The 13,562-nt window shown below is 58.7% G+C and carries 12 protein-coding genes; 1 reads left to right on the top strand and 11 read right to left on the bottom strand.

Going from position 1 to position 13,562, the window contains the following annotated elements:
* Positions 1-33 precede the first annotated feature (33 nt).
* The 5 genes from RBB47_RS15250 to argH all read right to left on the bottom strand — a co-directional run bounded on the left by RBB47_RS15250 (position 34) and on the right by argH (position 8,059).
* Positions 34-1,944 (bottom strand): amidohydrolase, encoded by a 1,911-nt coding sequence (locus tag RBB47_RS15250; RefSeq protein WP_305986681.1) that lies wholly within the window; start codon positions 1,942-1,944, stop codon positions 34-36.
* A gap of 343 nt (positions 1,945-2,287) precedes the next feature.
* Positions 2,288-4,876: a TIGR02302 family protein gene (locus RBB47_RS15245; protein WP_305986680.1), complete on the bottom strand. Its 2,589-nt coding sequence runs from the start codon at positions 4,874-4,876 to the stop codon at positions 2,288-2,290.
* A 135-nt stretch (positions 4,877-5,011) separates the two neighbouring features.
* On the bottom strand, positions 5,012-6,286 hold the full coding sequence (lysA, locus tag RBB47_RS15240) for a diaminopimelate decarboxylase (RefSeq protein ID WP_305986679.1): 1,275 nt from the start codon (positions 6,284-6,286) through the stop codon (positions 5,012-5,014).
* A gap of 69 nt (positions 6,287-6,355) precedes the next feature.
* Positions 6,356-6,565: a lipoprotein gene (locus tag RBB47_RS15235; protein WP_305986678.1), complete on the bottom strand. Its 210-nt coding sequence runs from the start codon at positions 6,563-6,565 to the stop codon at positions 6,356-6,358.
* Between the two features lie 102 nt (positions 6,566-6,667).
* Complete coding sequence (gene argH, locus RBB47_RS15230; RefSeq protein ID WP_305986677.1) at positions 6,668-8,059, bottom strand: argininosuccinate lyase; 1,392 nt, start codon at positions 8,057-8,059, stop codon at positions 6,668-6,670.
* A gap of 41 nt (positions 8,060-8,100) precedes the next feature.
* On the opposite strand from argH, the gene RBB47_RS15225 reads away from it, so the two are divergent.
* On the top strand, positions 8,101-8,763 hold the full coding sequence (locus tag RBB47_RS15225) for a TlpA disulfide reductase family protein (protein WP_305986676.1): 663 nt from the start codon (positions 8,101-8,103) through the stop codon (positions 8,761-8,763).
* Positions 8,764-8,999: 236 nt separating this feature from the next.
* Here the strand turns inward: RBB47_RS15225 and RBB47_RS15220 are convergent, their stop codons facing one another.
* From RBB47_RS15220 to RBB47_RS15195, 6 genes are all read right to left on the bottom strand, one after another.
* Positions 9,000-9,206, bottom strand: coding sequence for a hypothetical protein (locus RBB47_RS15220; protein WP_305986675.1), 207 nt, complete (start codon positions 9,204-9,206; stop codon positions 9,000-9,002).
* 37 nt (positions 9,207-9,243) lie between these two features.
* Positions 9,244-9,504 carry a hypothetical protein gene (locus RBB47_RS15215; protein WP_305986674.1) on the bottom strand — a complete coding sequence of 87 codons (261 nt, stop codon included), beginning with the start codon at positions 9,502-9,504 and terminating at the stop codon, positions 9,244-9,246.
* 288 nt (positions 9,505-9,792) lie between these two features.
* The gene (locus RBB47_RS15210) at positions 9,793-9,996 is read right to left on the bottom strand and encodes a hypothetical protein (RefSeq protein ID WP_305986673.1); all 204 of its coding nucleotides are present in this window, start codon (positions 9,994-9,996) and stop codon (positions 9,793-9,795) included.
* 101 nt (positions 9,997-10,097) lie between these two features.
* Positions 10,098-11,588 (bottom strand): class I adenylate-forming enzyme family protein, encoded by a 1,491-nt coding sequence (locus RBB47_RS15205; protein WP_305986672.1) that lies wholly within the window; start codon positions 11,586-11,588, stop codon positions 10,098-10,100.
* Between the two features lie 5 nt (positions 11,589-11,593).
* Positions 11,594-12,475 carry a 3-hydroxybutyryl-CoA dehydrogenase gene (locus tag RBB47_RS15200; protein WP_305986671.1) on the bottom strand — a complete coding sequence of 294 codons (882 nt, stop codon included), beginning with the start codon at positions 12,473-12,475 and terminating at the stop codon, positions 11,594-11,596.
* Positions 12,476-12,611: 136 nt separating this feature from the next.
* The gene (locus RBB47_RS15195; protein ID WP_305986670.1) at positions 12,612-13,544 is read right to left on the bottom strand and encodes an electron transfer flavoprotein subunit alpha/FixB family protein; all 933 of its coding nucleotides are present in this window, start codon (positions 13,542-13,544) and stop codon (positions 12,612-12,614) included.
* Positions 13,545-13,562: the final 18 nt, after the last annotated feature.

The raw sequence follows: 13,562 nt of genomic DNA, 5'->3' as shown, positions 1-13,562 counted from the left end.
CGTGCTTGCGTTCCAAGCACATGAAGCCGCAGCCTAACCCTTCACTCCCAAAAGGATCGACATCAGAGCACTCGGCACGCACGCAGCGTCATGGCGACCTGTCATCAACCCGGTGCGAACGATGAAGTTGTCTTGCAGCGCAGCTGGCAGGGAGGCGAGTTCATGCTGCGCAACCATCCCCTTGATAGCCCCTGCAAAGGCTTTCTCGGCGGGGCTGCCCGGCTCGATCCTATTTCCCCGGTCGGCATTTCGCCGGTAAATCGTCTTGCCTTCTTTGATTGTCTCGGCCACCCGAAGGGTTTCAAGGTCCTCCGGGTCGATTGCCAGGGGATCGCTGGACAGGATCACAAAGTCGGCAAGTTTGCCGGTCTCGATGGATCCTTTCTCGTCTTCCTCGAAGTGTTGATAGGCGGACCAGAGGGTCATCGACTTAAGTGCCGTGATCACATCGACTCGCTGTGCGGGCCCGATAATGTCGCCGCTGCGGGAGCGACGGGTCACGGTCGCATCAAGGACACGCATGGAATCCGGGAAGGCAACCGGTGCATCATGGTGGCTGCCGAATTTCATACCCCGCTGCACCATCCATCCGGTCGGAGAAATATTGTCGGCGCGTGCGGGACCGACCGTGTGGTCGCGGTGCCAATCGCCCCAGTAGAAGGTGTGCATCGGGAAAAGCGACGGAAAGACACCCAGTCTCTTGTAGGAATCCACCTGATCCTCGCGCAGGAACTGGCCGTGGATGAGAACCGGCCGACGATCGGCGTCACCGTGCTTTTTCGTCGCCGCTTCGACGGCAGCGATTAACCGGTCTGACGCTCCTTCGCCGTTTGCGTGTGAAAGGAGTTGGACATTGTTCTCAAAGGCCCAGTCCACCATGTCGATTACCGTTTCCATGGTTTCGTAGGCAATTCCGGTGTAGCCGGGAGGATACTCGCCAACAGGATCGTAATAGGGCCGGTCTCTGAGTGCCGTGAAACCTTGCGGCGAACCGTCAAGGGTGAGTTTCCCACCTGCAATCCTGACCCTGTTGACGTAGTCACGTGATTGGTTGGCGGCCACGAAATCACGATCGACCATGACGTCCGGATAGACTGCCACATCAATCTCGAGTTCTTGCAACTCGGCAAGCTCGTTGAGGACATCGACAACAAGCGGAACAGCACGCCCTTCCTGCGCGGTCGTGAATCCATAGCTGGCCCAAAGCTTCGTGCCCGCCCGGCCAAGTTCGAGGAAGCCAGCCTGCCCAAGCGAACCGAAAAGGTTGCCAAGAGCACTGAAGTGGACGTTGCCTTCAAGGACACCGTCCGGATCGCCTCCCGGACCGCGCCGGATCACACCACCAGGAACATCTTCGGAAGCCGCGTTCAGCTCCAGAACCTCAAGGCCCTTGGTGTTCGTGACGCCGATGTGGCCTGACTGATGCACGATATAGACAGGAAAGTCCGTCGAAACTGCATCCAGGTCTTCCCGGGTCGGGTGCCGCTGTTCTGCAAGTTGAGCCGGATCATATCCAAAACCCACGATCAAGTTCACCGCTTCGACCGTCGACCTGTTGTTGCTGGCCCACTCCTTAAGCTGAACAACCAGACTGGCAATATCCTGAACCGTTCCATCGGGAGGCGCCAGCAGGTTCGCCGACAGTGCCTGAATGCCGCCCATGACGACATGTCCGTGGGAGTCGATGAACCCCGGAACCATGGCCCGTCCATCGAGATCGACAAGCTCGGTGGTATCGCCTTTGTGCTCCATGACGACATCTGCGGAACCAACAAAGAGAATGCGCCCGTCTTTCTCGGCAACGGCTTCCACCGTCATGGCCGCATCATTCATCGTGTGAATGGGACCGCCGAGCCAAATGCGATCGGCGACCTCCTGTGCCAGCGCCTGAGACGCGAACAGACACGCCAAAAGGCCAAGCCGGATGCTTCGGGTCGATTTCACGATGCTCCTCCAACTGTCGCGACTCGTTACGCTCTGCGCCGAATTCGTGTCTGGCGTCCTGAGCGTCGATATCCGTTAGATCTTAAGGCTTTCGCGATCCGTGAAGTAGTTGAGACTATTCCCAATTGACATTGGATCAACCACGGTCGCGGGGCGTTGGGTCAGTGCAGTTTGCTGACGCTACACGCCCATCCTTCGAGACGCGCGCTTCCGCGCACTCCTCAGGATGAAGTGGTTATTGTGGCTACTGATTTTAGCGACTTCTCAGTGTGCTAAATCCTCATCCTGAGGAGGATCGCAAGGTCCGTCTCGAAGAACGGGCAGCAATCACCGACAGCCGAACTCAATACCGCTTCAGGAGACGCTCCAGATAGTCGAGTTCCAGTTGCGGCCGGGACGGGTCGGAGAAGCGGCGGCGCAGCTCTTCGAGGATCCGGCGGGCTCGCTGGACATCGATTTCGTCGGGGATTTGCACCCGGTTGTTGAAATCCGGTCCTTCCGTGCGTCGCGGACGTCCCAGCGGGTCTTCGTCCAGCGGGGATGGTCCGTTCGGGTTTCCGGTTCCTTCGCCCTGACCCATCATCTGCTCGGTCATGCTCTGGGCACCACGACGAAGCGCGTCAAGCGCATCACCCTGCTGACCCAAGGCCTGCTGGCCCTGGCCTTCGCCAAGGGATTCCTGGGCATCTCCCATGGACTCGCCTGCCTGCCCAAGCGCTTCATTCTGGCCCATGCCGTTCTGACCAAGCTGTTCCATGAGTTCCTGCAGCTGCTGCGCCAGATTGCCCTGACCCTGCTGCAATTGCTGCAGCATCTGTTCCAGCTGCTCCTGGGTCATCTGCTGCTGACCTTGACCCTGTTGCTGCTGGCCCTGCTGTTGTTGCTGGTTGCCACGCTGGCGCTGCTGGTCCTGGTTGAACTGGTGGGTCTCGTCCATCAGCTGCTGCTGACGCTGGATCATCTCACCGAGCTGATTGAGCATCTCCATCATCTCGCTGTTCATGCCTTGCGGCATCATCTGCGGGCGCCCGGCCTGCAGGTTCTCCAGCATCTGCTGCATTTGCGCCAGAAGTTCACGGGCAGCATCCCGCGAGCCGGTCCGCGCCAGTTCCTCGATCCGGTCCAGCATCTCGCTCAGGTCTTGCTGGTTCAACGTCTGCTGATTGCCGTCGAACGGCTGCATGGCCTGAGGGTTCTGGCGCATCTGCTCGGCAAGCGCCTGCATATATTCGTTCAGCGCTTCACGAAGTTGCTGTGTGAGCTTGGCGATTTCTTCGTCGCTCGCGCCCTCTTCAAGTGCCTTGCGCAGTGCTTCCTGTGCTTCCCTGAGCTTGCGTTCGGCCGCAGACAGATCGCCATCCTCGATGGAAAGCGCCAGGTCCCAAAGCAGCGGAAGCATCGCCTTGAGGTCGTCATCCGTCTGGGCATTGACGAGCTCACCGTAGGCAAATCGCATGCCGAGATAGTCTCGCGCCTTGAAATCGAACAGCTCCGGCGCAAGCATCAGCGCGTCCATTGCGGTGATGATCTGCGCATGGTTCTGCGCATCCAGTGCCAGGTTCCTGCGCTGCTCGACAATCGCCCTCGCCAAAGGTTTTCCGAAACGGCGCTGCGGCAGCGTGATCCGATAAGCGGGAGAGAAGCCCTCCTGGCCGGCCTGGTCACGGGCCAGCAGCGTCAGGTCGATTTCGGAACCGGCCCAGGGATGCGAGGTCAGGTCACGGATCGTTTCTGCGGTCTTCGCCGTTCCCGTGCGCGGCGGTAGAGACAGCGGGAATTGCGGCGCTTCAACCAGCGGGCGCGGCACGCGGTCCTGATGTTCCGGATTGGGAAGCGGTGTGATCCGTGCTTCCGCAGCAACGACGCCATAGTCGTCATTGACGAGATAAGAGAACTTCAAGGCACCGCTGAGCTGTTCCTCCGGGTCATCCACCAGGCGAATTTCCGGCGTGTCGTCGGGTCTGACGGCGAACACGAAGCTCAGGAAAGGCTCCTCCTCACCGCTGGAAAGCTCGACGACGCCGGTGTTCTCCAGCTTGAGCTTTCTTTCGACCGGCAGCAGCTTGGCAACCTGCGCATCCGTTGATTCTAAAGTTTCTTCCGCTTCAATGAGCTGCGGTTCCGCATCGTCCGGTCCGGCAAAGGTCATTTGCAGGTCGCGCGCGCCTTGTGACCTCACCACCAGGATCGAGCCCTCGGGCACGGAGACCGGAGCACCGGGTTCGCGCAGCTGCGCGCTTTCACCGGTCAAATAGATCGGTGGTTCGCTGGTATAGATCGGAGGCGTTACCCAGGCGTCCAGGCGGCTGGGTGGCTCAACCGTCTTGAACGGGTTCTGGAAGGCTGAGGTCAACCGCCCGAAATGATCGCCGCTGGCCGTCGTAAAGCCGATGACCAGCAAGCTGACCGCAAGAACACGAAGTGCCCAAGGGTCGCGGCGATAGGCTTGCGGATCCGGCGCCTTGGAGCGGATCGACGCAACTGCCTCTGCTGTCCGTCGCTGGTGAACGGCCCAGATCGCCTGGGTGGCCGGATCGTTGGCCCCGACCGAGAGCTCGTCTTCGAGCGTTGTCAGGGGACGGTGCTTGTATCCGGAGGACGCTTCGACACGGTGCAGGGCGTCGTCACGGGAGGGCCATCTCAGATGCAGCAACCCCTTGGCCGACCAGGCAACCGCTGCAACAAATAGAATAACGCCGATCGGTCCGGCGAAAGCGGGCAGAACGAGCCACAGGCCGAGCCAGGACAGGCCGACGAAAATGCCGATGACAACAAGGACTGGCAACAGCGCGCGCCAGAAGCGTTCCACGAACAGGGCAAGTCTGCTTTGACGTACAAGCGTATCGAGCCGCGACTGGATAAATTGCCTCCAGCCGGTCTGATCCGGATTTGTCAGCCGCTCGGGATCATTGTTGCTGTCATTCGGGCTCAAAGGCACCTCCGGTTCATATCCCGCAGATGCCACAAAGGTGCGCACTGGCTGCAGGATCGGCCCACCACCCCATAAGGTGAGGCATCAAAGGCGATCCGGCAACAGTCTGGACCAACTAATTCGGCGCAGATTTCGTCACGAAGCGTTGAGCCAGTCCGGGATATCGTCCAGTTCCAGCAGTTCCTCATAGGTAGGCCGGCGCCGCACCACGGCGAATTGATCAGCGTTTACGAGGACTTCAGGCACCAGGAGACGGGAATTATAGGTGCTCGACTGAACGGCGCCGTAGGCACCGGCCGAGTAGATCGCCAACATATCCCCAGCTTGCACTTTTGCCATGTCCCGGTCCTGCGCCAGAAAATCGCCGGTTTCGCAGACCGGACCGACAATATCCGCCTTGATTCGCTGCGACTGGGCATTCTCCTCAGTGACAGGCCGCACTTCGTGGTGGGCTTCATAAAGCGTTGGGCGGATCAGGTCGTTCATCGCCCCGTCCACGATCACGAATGTCTTGTCGGCCCCATCCTTCACATAGATGACCTCGGTCACCAGAATGCCCGCATTGCCCGCAATCAGCCGTCCGGGTTCAAACATGACCGTGCAATCGAGTTCACGGACGTGCTTCTTGACCACTTCGGCATAGGCGTCCGGATGCGGTGGCGGGTCATTATCCGTGACATAGGGAATGCCGAGACCGCCTCCGAGATCGACGTGATCGATTGTGTGGCCGTCTGCGCGCAATTCGGAAATCAGGTCACCGAGCCGAGCGAAGGCATCGTCGAACGGCTCCAGTTCCGTGATCTGGGACCCGATATGCATATCGATGCCGGTTACCTTGATCCCGGGCAGTCTGGCAGCTTCCGCGTAGACTTCCTTTGCCCGCTGCCAGGGAATTCCGAACTTGTTCTCCGCCTTGCCCGTGGCAATCTTGGCATGGGTCTTGGCGTCGACATCCGGGTTGATGCGCATGGAGACCCGCGCGGACCGGCCAACCTCACCTGCAACGCGCGAGAGCTGATGCAGTTCCGGCTCGGATTCCACATTGAAGCAGAGAATGTCCTCTTCGAGCGCGTATTTCTGCTCGGCTTCGGTTTTGCCGACGCCTGAGAAAACAATCTTGTCCGCCGGCACGCCGGCTGCACGGGCGCGGCGCAATTCCCCTTCGGAAACAACATCCATGCCGGCGCCCAGCTGCGCCAGCGTCTTCAGAACCGCCTGGTTGGAGTTGGCTTTCATGGCATAGCAGACCAGCGACGGAATGTCGTCGAAGGCGCCCGAAAACACCTGATAATGCCGCGTCAGAGTGGCGGTTGAATAACAGTAAAACGGCGTACCGACTTCACGCGCGATTGTTTCGATCGCCACATCTTCGGCATGAAGCGCGCCGTTTTTATAATCGAAGTGATGCAAGACGTGCCTCGCAAAGCTATTGCGTGAACATTGGGCCAAGGGCCGTCCCCGGCCGGGTGCGCAATGACCTCAGTTGATCAGGAAGTCCAGGAAGAAGGACTCTTTTTCGCTCTCCGGCTCAAGCTGGGGCGGCGGCGGTGCATCGGCCGGATCGACCGCGCCGGTTTCAGCCGCTTCCGGGGTTCCTGGAACATCAAGGGCGCCCTTGCGCCCGCAGCCCGCCAGGGTCAGGCTGAGGCAAAGGCCGATCAGCGCCAAAATCTTGAAGCGGGTTGTCATTCGAAAGCTGCCCTTCTCGGAATTCGTTTCTCAAGACTTCTCCTCGCATGACAGGCGCATTTCGGCAAGGCCAGTTGCGCCTGTCAGGCCAAGTTAGAGGTCTCAGGCCCTTTCCTTTGCCAGATCCTTCAACCAGCGCCGCGCCTGTTTGCGGACATTGACAGGCGACGTCCCGCCGTAACTGGTCCGGCTGCGTACCGACTTGTCCACGGACAGCACCGAGAACACTTCGTCAGTGATTTTCGGATCGACCTTTTGCATGTCTTCAAGTGGCACCTTGTGCAGCTCAATACCCTTTTCAACGGCAATGCCGACAATGCGGCCGGTTACATGGTGTGCATCGCGAAACGGCATGCCGAGCACCCGCACAAGCCAGTCCGCGAGATCGGTCGCAGTGGAATAACCCGACCCGGCAGCCTTTTTCATCGCTTTTGTCACCGGCTCCAGATCGCGCACCATTCCGGTCATGGCCGCAAGCGCAAGGGAAACGCTCGCAAGACCGTCAAAGGCCTGTTCCTTGTCCTCCTGCATGTCCTTGGAATACGCCAGCGGAAGCCCTTTCATCATCACCAGAAGCGCCTGCAGCGATCCGTAGATGCGCCCGGTCTTGGCACGCACCAACTCGGCCGCATCCGGGTTCTTTTTCTGCGGCATGATGGAAGAGCCGGTCGAGAACTTGTCCGACAGTTTGACAAATCCGAACTGGGCGGAGCACCAGACGACGATTTCCTCGGCAAGACGGGAGAGATGCATCGCCGTCAGCGAAGCTGCCGAAAGCGCCTCGATCACAAAATCCCGGTCGGAAACAGCATCCAGCGAATTCGCGGTCGGCCGGTCAAAACCGAGCGCCTGTGCCGTCATTTTCCGATCGATCGGAAAGGAGGTTCCGGCAAGCGCTGCCGCGCCGAGAGGACATTCGTTCATGCGTTTGCGTGCATCGCGGACCCGGCCGCGGTCGCGTGAAAACATTTCAACATATGCCAGAAGATGATGACCGAAGGTCACTGGCTGAGCCGACTGCAGATGCGTGAAGCCGGGCATAACGTCGGATGCGTGCAACTCCGCCTTTTCCGAGAGCACCTGCATCAGGTCGCCGAGCTGATCGTCCAATGTGTCCAGGGTGTCGCGCACCCAAAGACGGAAATCCGTCGCCACCTGATCGTTTCTGGAGCGTGCGGTATGCAATCTCCCGGCAGCCGGACCAATCAATTCCGCCAGGCGCGCTTCCACATTCATGTGAATGTCTTCAAGAGCCCGGGAGAACTTGAAGTCGCCCTTTTCGATCTCTGACAGAATTGTGTCTAGACCCCCGACGATCTTGTCGGCATCGTCGCGCGTGACGATCTCTTTTTCAGCGAGCATGCGCACATGGGCTTTCGAGCCATCGATGTCTTGCCTATATAGCTTTCGGTCGTAGTCGATGGAGGCATTGATTTCCTCCATGATGGCGTCCGGTCCTTCAGCGAACCGGCCTCCCCACATGCGATTGCTCATGTCCTGTCCCTTAAGAGGCGCCCCTTGCGAGGTGTGAACGAATGAATAAGCCGACCGAACCTTCAAAGAGCTCCAGACGCGGTCTGATTGCCGCAGGACTCGCAGGCGCGGTGGCCGCCGTAGCGGCTCTATACGTGATCGCTGGTCCGAATGGCAATATTGCCAGTGCCCAAAGCTGTTCTGCCGCACTCACCGCGGCCGCATCCGCCAAACCTTTCGCCAAAGGCGAGGTGGCTGCCTTCATTCCGGCCAGCCAGCCGCTCGATCTGACAGAACTCTCATTCAAGGGTCCTGATGGCGAACCAATCACGCTTGCAGATTTCAAGGACAAGACAGTACTGCTTAATCTGTGGGCGACCTGGTGCGCCCCTTGCCGCAAGGAAATGCCTGCTCTCGACCAGCTTCAGGCCGATCTGGGCGACCAGTCTTTCGAAGTGGTTGCGGTCAGTCTTGATCGCGGCGGCCCTGGAAAGCCCAAGGACTTTCTGGAGGAAATAAACGTCACCAACCTGACATTCTATCAGGACAGCTCAAACGACCTGCTGCAGGACCTGCGGAAAGTCAGCCGGGCAACCGGCCTACCGACAACCATTCTCCTGGATCCGGAAGGCTGCGAAATCGGCACGATGTATGGTCCTGCCGAATGGGCGTCCGGCGAGGCGAAAAAACTGATTCAAAGCGCAAGAGGCAAGGACGGGGCGTGAGCAGCAACCGGTCTCTCCCACCGGCGGAACCAGACAGGACGGCTAGTTTCAAAGGGAGGTCTGCAAAAAAAGCGGCTTCATCCTGAGGAGGACCGTCAGGTCCGTCTCGAAGGATAGGCGGCATACTCCGAGGCAAGCGGCCCATCCTTCGAGATAGCGCAGGCGCGCTTCCTCAGGATGAGGTCCGGGTAAAGATTATTGATTGGGACTCTGCGACATCCCGTCCGCGGAAACCACTAAACGGTGATGTCGACCGCTTCACCGAGGCCCGGGATCTTGCGGCTTTCGCGGCGATCTTCTTCGCGGGTTTCCTGGGCGTCCTCGATCCTGTCAGCGACCTGGCGCTCTTGTTCGGCCTGATCCCGGACTGCATTGATCGCGAATTCATTGCGGATCTTCGCAACGTCGTAGGATGCTGAAGTACTGTCCGTAACACTCGTCATGTCTGCTTATCTCCCTTGGCGCCTGCCGGAGGCGCGCCTAAAGCGTGATATCCAACCGGCTGCCTAGCCCGTTCTCGGTGCTGCGCGCCTGTGCCCGGTTTTCAAGCGTTTGTGCCTGCTCACTCAGGAATTCGGCGCGGCGCGAACTGAATTGAGCCTGACGCTGGACCGCTTCTGCGGCAGCTTCGGACTGGCGGGCACGCAACTCCTTGACCTGGTCCGCGACCTGCTCGGTACGCGGTGTTCCAAGCGAGGGCTGGAATACCTGATATGATGTACTTGCTATTGCTTCAGACATCGTCGCTTCAGATTCACACTAAGACTTGATTGTTATTGTGACGTAGATAGGTGAATTGAAGTGTAAATACGCTCAATTAACTTCACGATTGCTCTACGTCCGGCTAATGTATTCGAGAGTTTTTATTTAAAAATGTAATGGATAATCTTCAAGTATCTGATTTTTCAGTACATAATATCTAACGCGCTGCCAGACCGGCAGGCGGGCGCAGGAACGCCTTTGGCCCGCACGACGGTACATCCACCGGTAAGGCAGGCGACTGAATGGAGACTTTTAAAGAAAAACCGGTCAGGCCGTGACGTCGACCTTGGTTCCCAGACCCGGAGGTGGTGCTGCTTGCGCAGATTGGAGATTGGCCGCGCCTTCCTCAAGCAGCGCAACAAGTCCAGCGTCCTGTTGAGCAGCCATCTTCAGCATTTCAGACTGAAGCGCCTGGCTTGTCTGCGCCTGCGTCGTCGCGGCGTATGTGCTGGCAATTCCAACGCTGTCCATTTCAGGCTCCCGGATCTCGGAAGACGTTAGCGTCTTCGCCCTTAAGCAAGCGTTAACAAAGGCTTACTCAAAAAAGAAAACTTGGAGTCTTCTTACGGACGCTAAACCGCGTGCTTCAGATCCTTGCGGCGGATTTTGCCGGACGGTGTGCGGGGGAGTTGATCCAGCACCTTGTATGCCTTTGGGCGTTTGTAATCCGCAAGGTAGCTTGCCGCTCGTTCGGCAAGTGCGTCCGTATCAAAACCATCCGGGTCACGGGGCACAACGAAAGCTGTGATCAGGCTGACCCCCGGCCGCACCTGCGTTTCAGTGACGGCAACTTCATGGACCTCGGGATGCCCCGAAAGAACCCGCTCGACCTCCTCTGGAGCGACACGGTAACCGAAAGAATTCATCAGGTCGTCCGCGCGTCCCTCGTACCAGTAATATCCGTCAGCGTCGGTGCGCATGCGATCGCCTGTCAGAAACCAGTCGCCCCGGAACGCTGCCTGCGTCTCCTCCGGGCGTTGCCAGTAGCCGAGCATCAATCCCGGCTCGTCGCGGTGGACTGAAAGCAAGCCGGCCTGCTCAGGCAGAGCAAAGACCTCGCCATCGGCGTTTTCGTCAAGAAGCGCCACTTTTCTGCCGGGTTGCGGCTTGCCAGTCGCGCCAGGTTTCACTGGAACATCCGGACCGCTGGAGAGATAGGTGGAGATTTCGCTCATGCCCAGCGCTTCATATAGCTCGCGCCCGGTCTGGTCCTTCCAGAGGTGGTACAATTCAGCCGGCAGACCTTCACCTGCCGTCAGGCCGTGCCGCAATTGCGGAAACGACGTCTTGGTCACGTTTCCGTATTTCAACAGCCTGCGATAAAGACTTGGGACGGCCGCAAATAAGGTCGCCCTGCTGGTTTCCAGAATATCTGGCCAGACGGTGGGGTCGCGCGGCCCTTCATAGATGACACTGGTTGCGCCCCGGATCCACGGGTCCATCAGCCCGACCGTCAGCGTATAACTCCAGTTGAATGCACCGGCATGAAGCAGCCGGTCGTCCCGGGTCAATCCGATCCAGCCCGTATGGGCCGGCAAGCGCGCCAACGCCGCGCGATGCGCGTGGAGGACGCCTTTCGGCGTTCCGCTGGTTCCGGATGTGTAGATCAGGTAAGCCGGGTCGTTCCGATTTGTGTCAGCGAAATCTTCTGGTGCAACTTTTTTCAGGTCCGCAAGTCCCGACGGTCCGACACACGGCACGGCGTCGCTGTCGGGCAAAGTGGTCGACCCGTCATGAAGCACGAGTTTTGCACCGCTGTCGGCAAGAATTCCGGTCGTTTCGGTGGCAGTCAGCTGATCGGAGGTTGGTATGGGCACAAATCCGCCCGCAATGGCCCCGAAATACATCAGCGGAAAATCGCTGCTGTGGCCGATCCGCAGCAAAACGCGATCGCCGGCCATTAGACCAGCCTGCCTGAGACCGGCCGCTACGGAAAGGACAGTTTCGGTGAGTTGTCCGTAGGTCCAGACCTCACGAACCTCACCACCTGGACCAACAACTTCCAACGCGGTCTTTTCCGGATCCGTGTCGGCACCTGCCAGACAGTAGCGGGCCAGATTCATGAGCGTTACCGGGTCGGTACGGGAGTCTCCCCGCGGTAGTCATAAAACCCGCGCTGCGTTTTGCGCCCGAGCCAGCCTGCCTCGACATATTTCACCAGAAGCGGGCAGGGACGATATTTCGTATCGGCGAGCCCTTCGTAGAGGACCTGCATGATTGACAGACAGGTATCAAGACCAATGAAATCGGCAAGCTGCAGCGGCCCCATCGGATGATTGGCGCCCAGACGCATGGCCTTGTCGATGGATTCCACGGATCCGACGCCTTCATAAAGCGTATAGATCGCCTCGTTGATCATTGGCAGGAGAATGCGGTTGACCATGAAGGCGGGAAAATCTTCGGCAACTGCGATCTGTTTGCCGAGACGGTCGCAAAAGGTCTTGGATGCCTCGAACGTCTCGTCTTCGGTCGCAATTCCGCGCACAAGCTCAACAAGCTCCATCAACGGAACCGGATTCATGAAGTGAATTCCGATAAACCGCTCCGGACGGTCCGTGGTAGCGGCCAGTCTCGTGATGGAAATCGAAGAGGTATTCGTCGCCAGAATGGCTTCGGGCTTCAGGATCGGGCAAAGCTGCGCAAAAATCTTGCGCTTGACCTGCTCGTTTTCCACAGCGGATTCAATGACAAGATCAGCGTCTGCAAGAAGATCGAGTTCTTCGATCGGCTTGATCCGGTCGAGCGCGGACGTCCGCTGGTCTTCGGTGATCAGCGATTTACTGACCTGGCGCGCCAGATTGCCGTTAATCGAAGCGAGCCCCGATTCGATCCGCTCCATCGAAATGTCGCTCAGTCCAACGTCGAAGCCGGCGAGTGCACACACATGTGCAATACCGCTGCCCATCTGGCCTGAGCCAATCACGCCGATTTTTTTGATTTCGACTGCCATCCTGAACTTCCATTTATGAGAACACACCGGCAGGACCGGTTGTGGCTATTTTTGGCAAGTCTTGAGCCGAACAGCAAGAACCCCGGAGCGAAAACTCGCATTCACCCCAGGGTCCGTGATCAATTTGCCGCAGGTGTTACTCGACGGCAGCCTTCAAATCCGGCAAAACTTCGAAGAGATCGGCAACAAGACCGTAATCGGCAACTTGGAAGATGGGCGCCTCTTCATCCTTGTTGATCGCAACGATCACCTTGGAATCCTTCATGCCGGCAAGGTGCTGAATCGCACCGGAAATGCCGCAGGCAATATAGAGATCCGGTGCCACGACCTTACCCGTCTGACCAACCTGCCAGTCGTTTGGCGCGTAACCGGCGTCAACGGCAGCACGGGATGCGCCCACCGCAGCGCCAAGCGCATCAGCGACCGGCATGATGACTTCCTGGAACTTTTCCTCCGAGCCGAGCGCGCGGCCACCGGAGATAATGATCTTTGCGGAGGTGAGTTCCGGACGGTCGGACTTGGACAATTCCTCTCCAACGAATTCCGAAAGACCGGTTCCGTCCGTTCCGGCAATGCTTTCAACGGCGGCCGATCCGCCTTCTTCAGCAGCTGCAAAGGTGGACGTACGCACGGTGATCACTTTCTTCGGATCACCGGACTTGACGGTCTGGATTGCGTTGCCCGCGTAGATCGGACGCTCGAAGGTTTCCGCATCGATGACGGCTGTGATGTCGGAGATCTGCATCACGTCGAGAAGTGCGGCGACGCGCGGCAGGGTGTTCTTGCCGTTTGCCGTTGCCGGCGCGACGATCGCATCGTAGTCGCCAGCCATTCCGACGATCAGGTCTGCCATCGGCTCGGCAAGCTGATGCTCAAGCGCGTCGCTCTCGGCAACAAGGACCTTCGCCGCTCCGCTGAGCTTTGCAGCTTCTTCAGCAGCGCCTTGAACGCCTTTGCCGGCAACCAGAATGTGAACGTCGGATCCGAGCGCCACAGCAGCCGTCAGGGCCTTTGATGTCGCATCATTGAGAACGCCGCCGGCGTGTTCCGCCACAAGAAGTGTTGTCATGGTCTTATCCTCCTGCAG

Origin of the sequence: Roseibium sp. MMSF_3544 (assembly GCF_030732845.1) — a bacterium.
Classification (GTDB): Bacteria; Pseudomonadota; Alphaproteobacteria; order Rhizobiales; family Stappiaceae; genus Roseibium.
The sequence above is the reverse complement of the archived record's forward strand: the minus strand, read 5'-3'. Positions and strand labels throughout refer to the sequence as shown.

Bases quoted from the DNA above. Each gene is read 5' to 3' on its own strand.
- RBB47_RS15210 (WP_305986673.1), bottom strand. From the start codon at position 9,996: ATGGACAGCGTTGGAATTGCCAGCACATACGCCGCGACGACGCAGGCG.
- RBB47_RS15220 (WP_305986675.1), bottom strand. From the start codon at position 9,206: ATGACGAGTGTTACGGACAGTACTTCAGCATCCTACGACGTTGCGAAG.
- argH (WP_305986677.1), bottom strand. From the start codon at position 8,059: ATGAGCAATCGCATGTGGGGAGGCCGGTTCGCTGAAGGACCGGACGCC.
- RBB47_RS15200 (WP_305986671.1), bottom strand. From the start codon at position 12,475: ATGGCAGTCGAAATCAAAAAAATCGGCGTGATTGGCTCAGGCCAGATG.
- RBB47_RS15195 (WP_305986670.1), bottom strand. From the start codon at position 13,544: ATGACAACACTTCTTGTGGCGGAACACGCCGGCGGCGTTCTCAATGAT.
- RBB47_RS15235 (WP_305986678.1), bottom strand. From the start codon at position 6,565: ATGACAACCCGCTTCAAGATTTTGGCGCTGATCGGCCTTTGCCTCAGC.
- RBB47_RS15225 (WP_305986676.1), top strand. From the start codon at position 8,101: ATGAATAAGCCGACCGAACCTTCAAAGAGCTCCAGACGCGGTCTGATT.
- RBB47_RS15215 (WP_305986674.1), bottom strand. From the start codon at position 9,504: ATGTCTGAAGCAATAGCAAGTACATCATATCAGGTATTCCAGCCCTCG.
- RBB47_RS15205 (WP_305986672.1), bottom strand. From the start codon at position 11,588: ATGAATCTGGCCCGCTACTGTCTGGCAGGTGCCGACACGGATCCGGAA.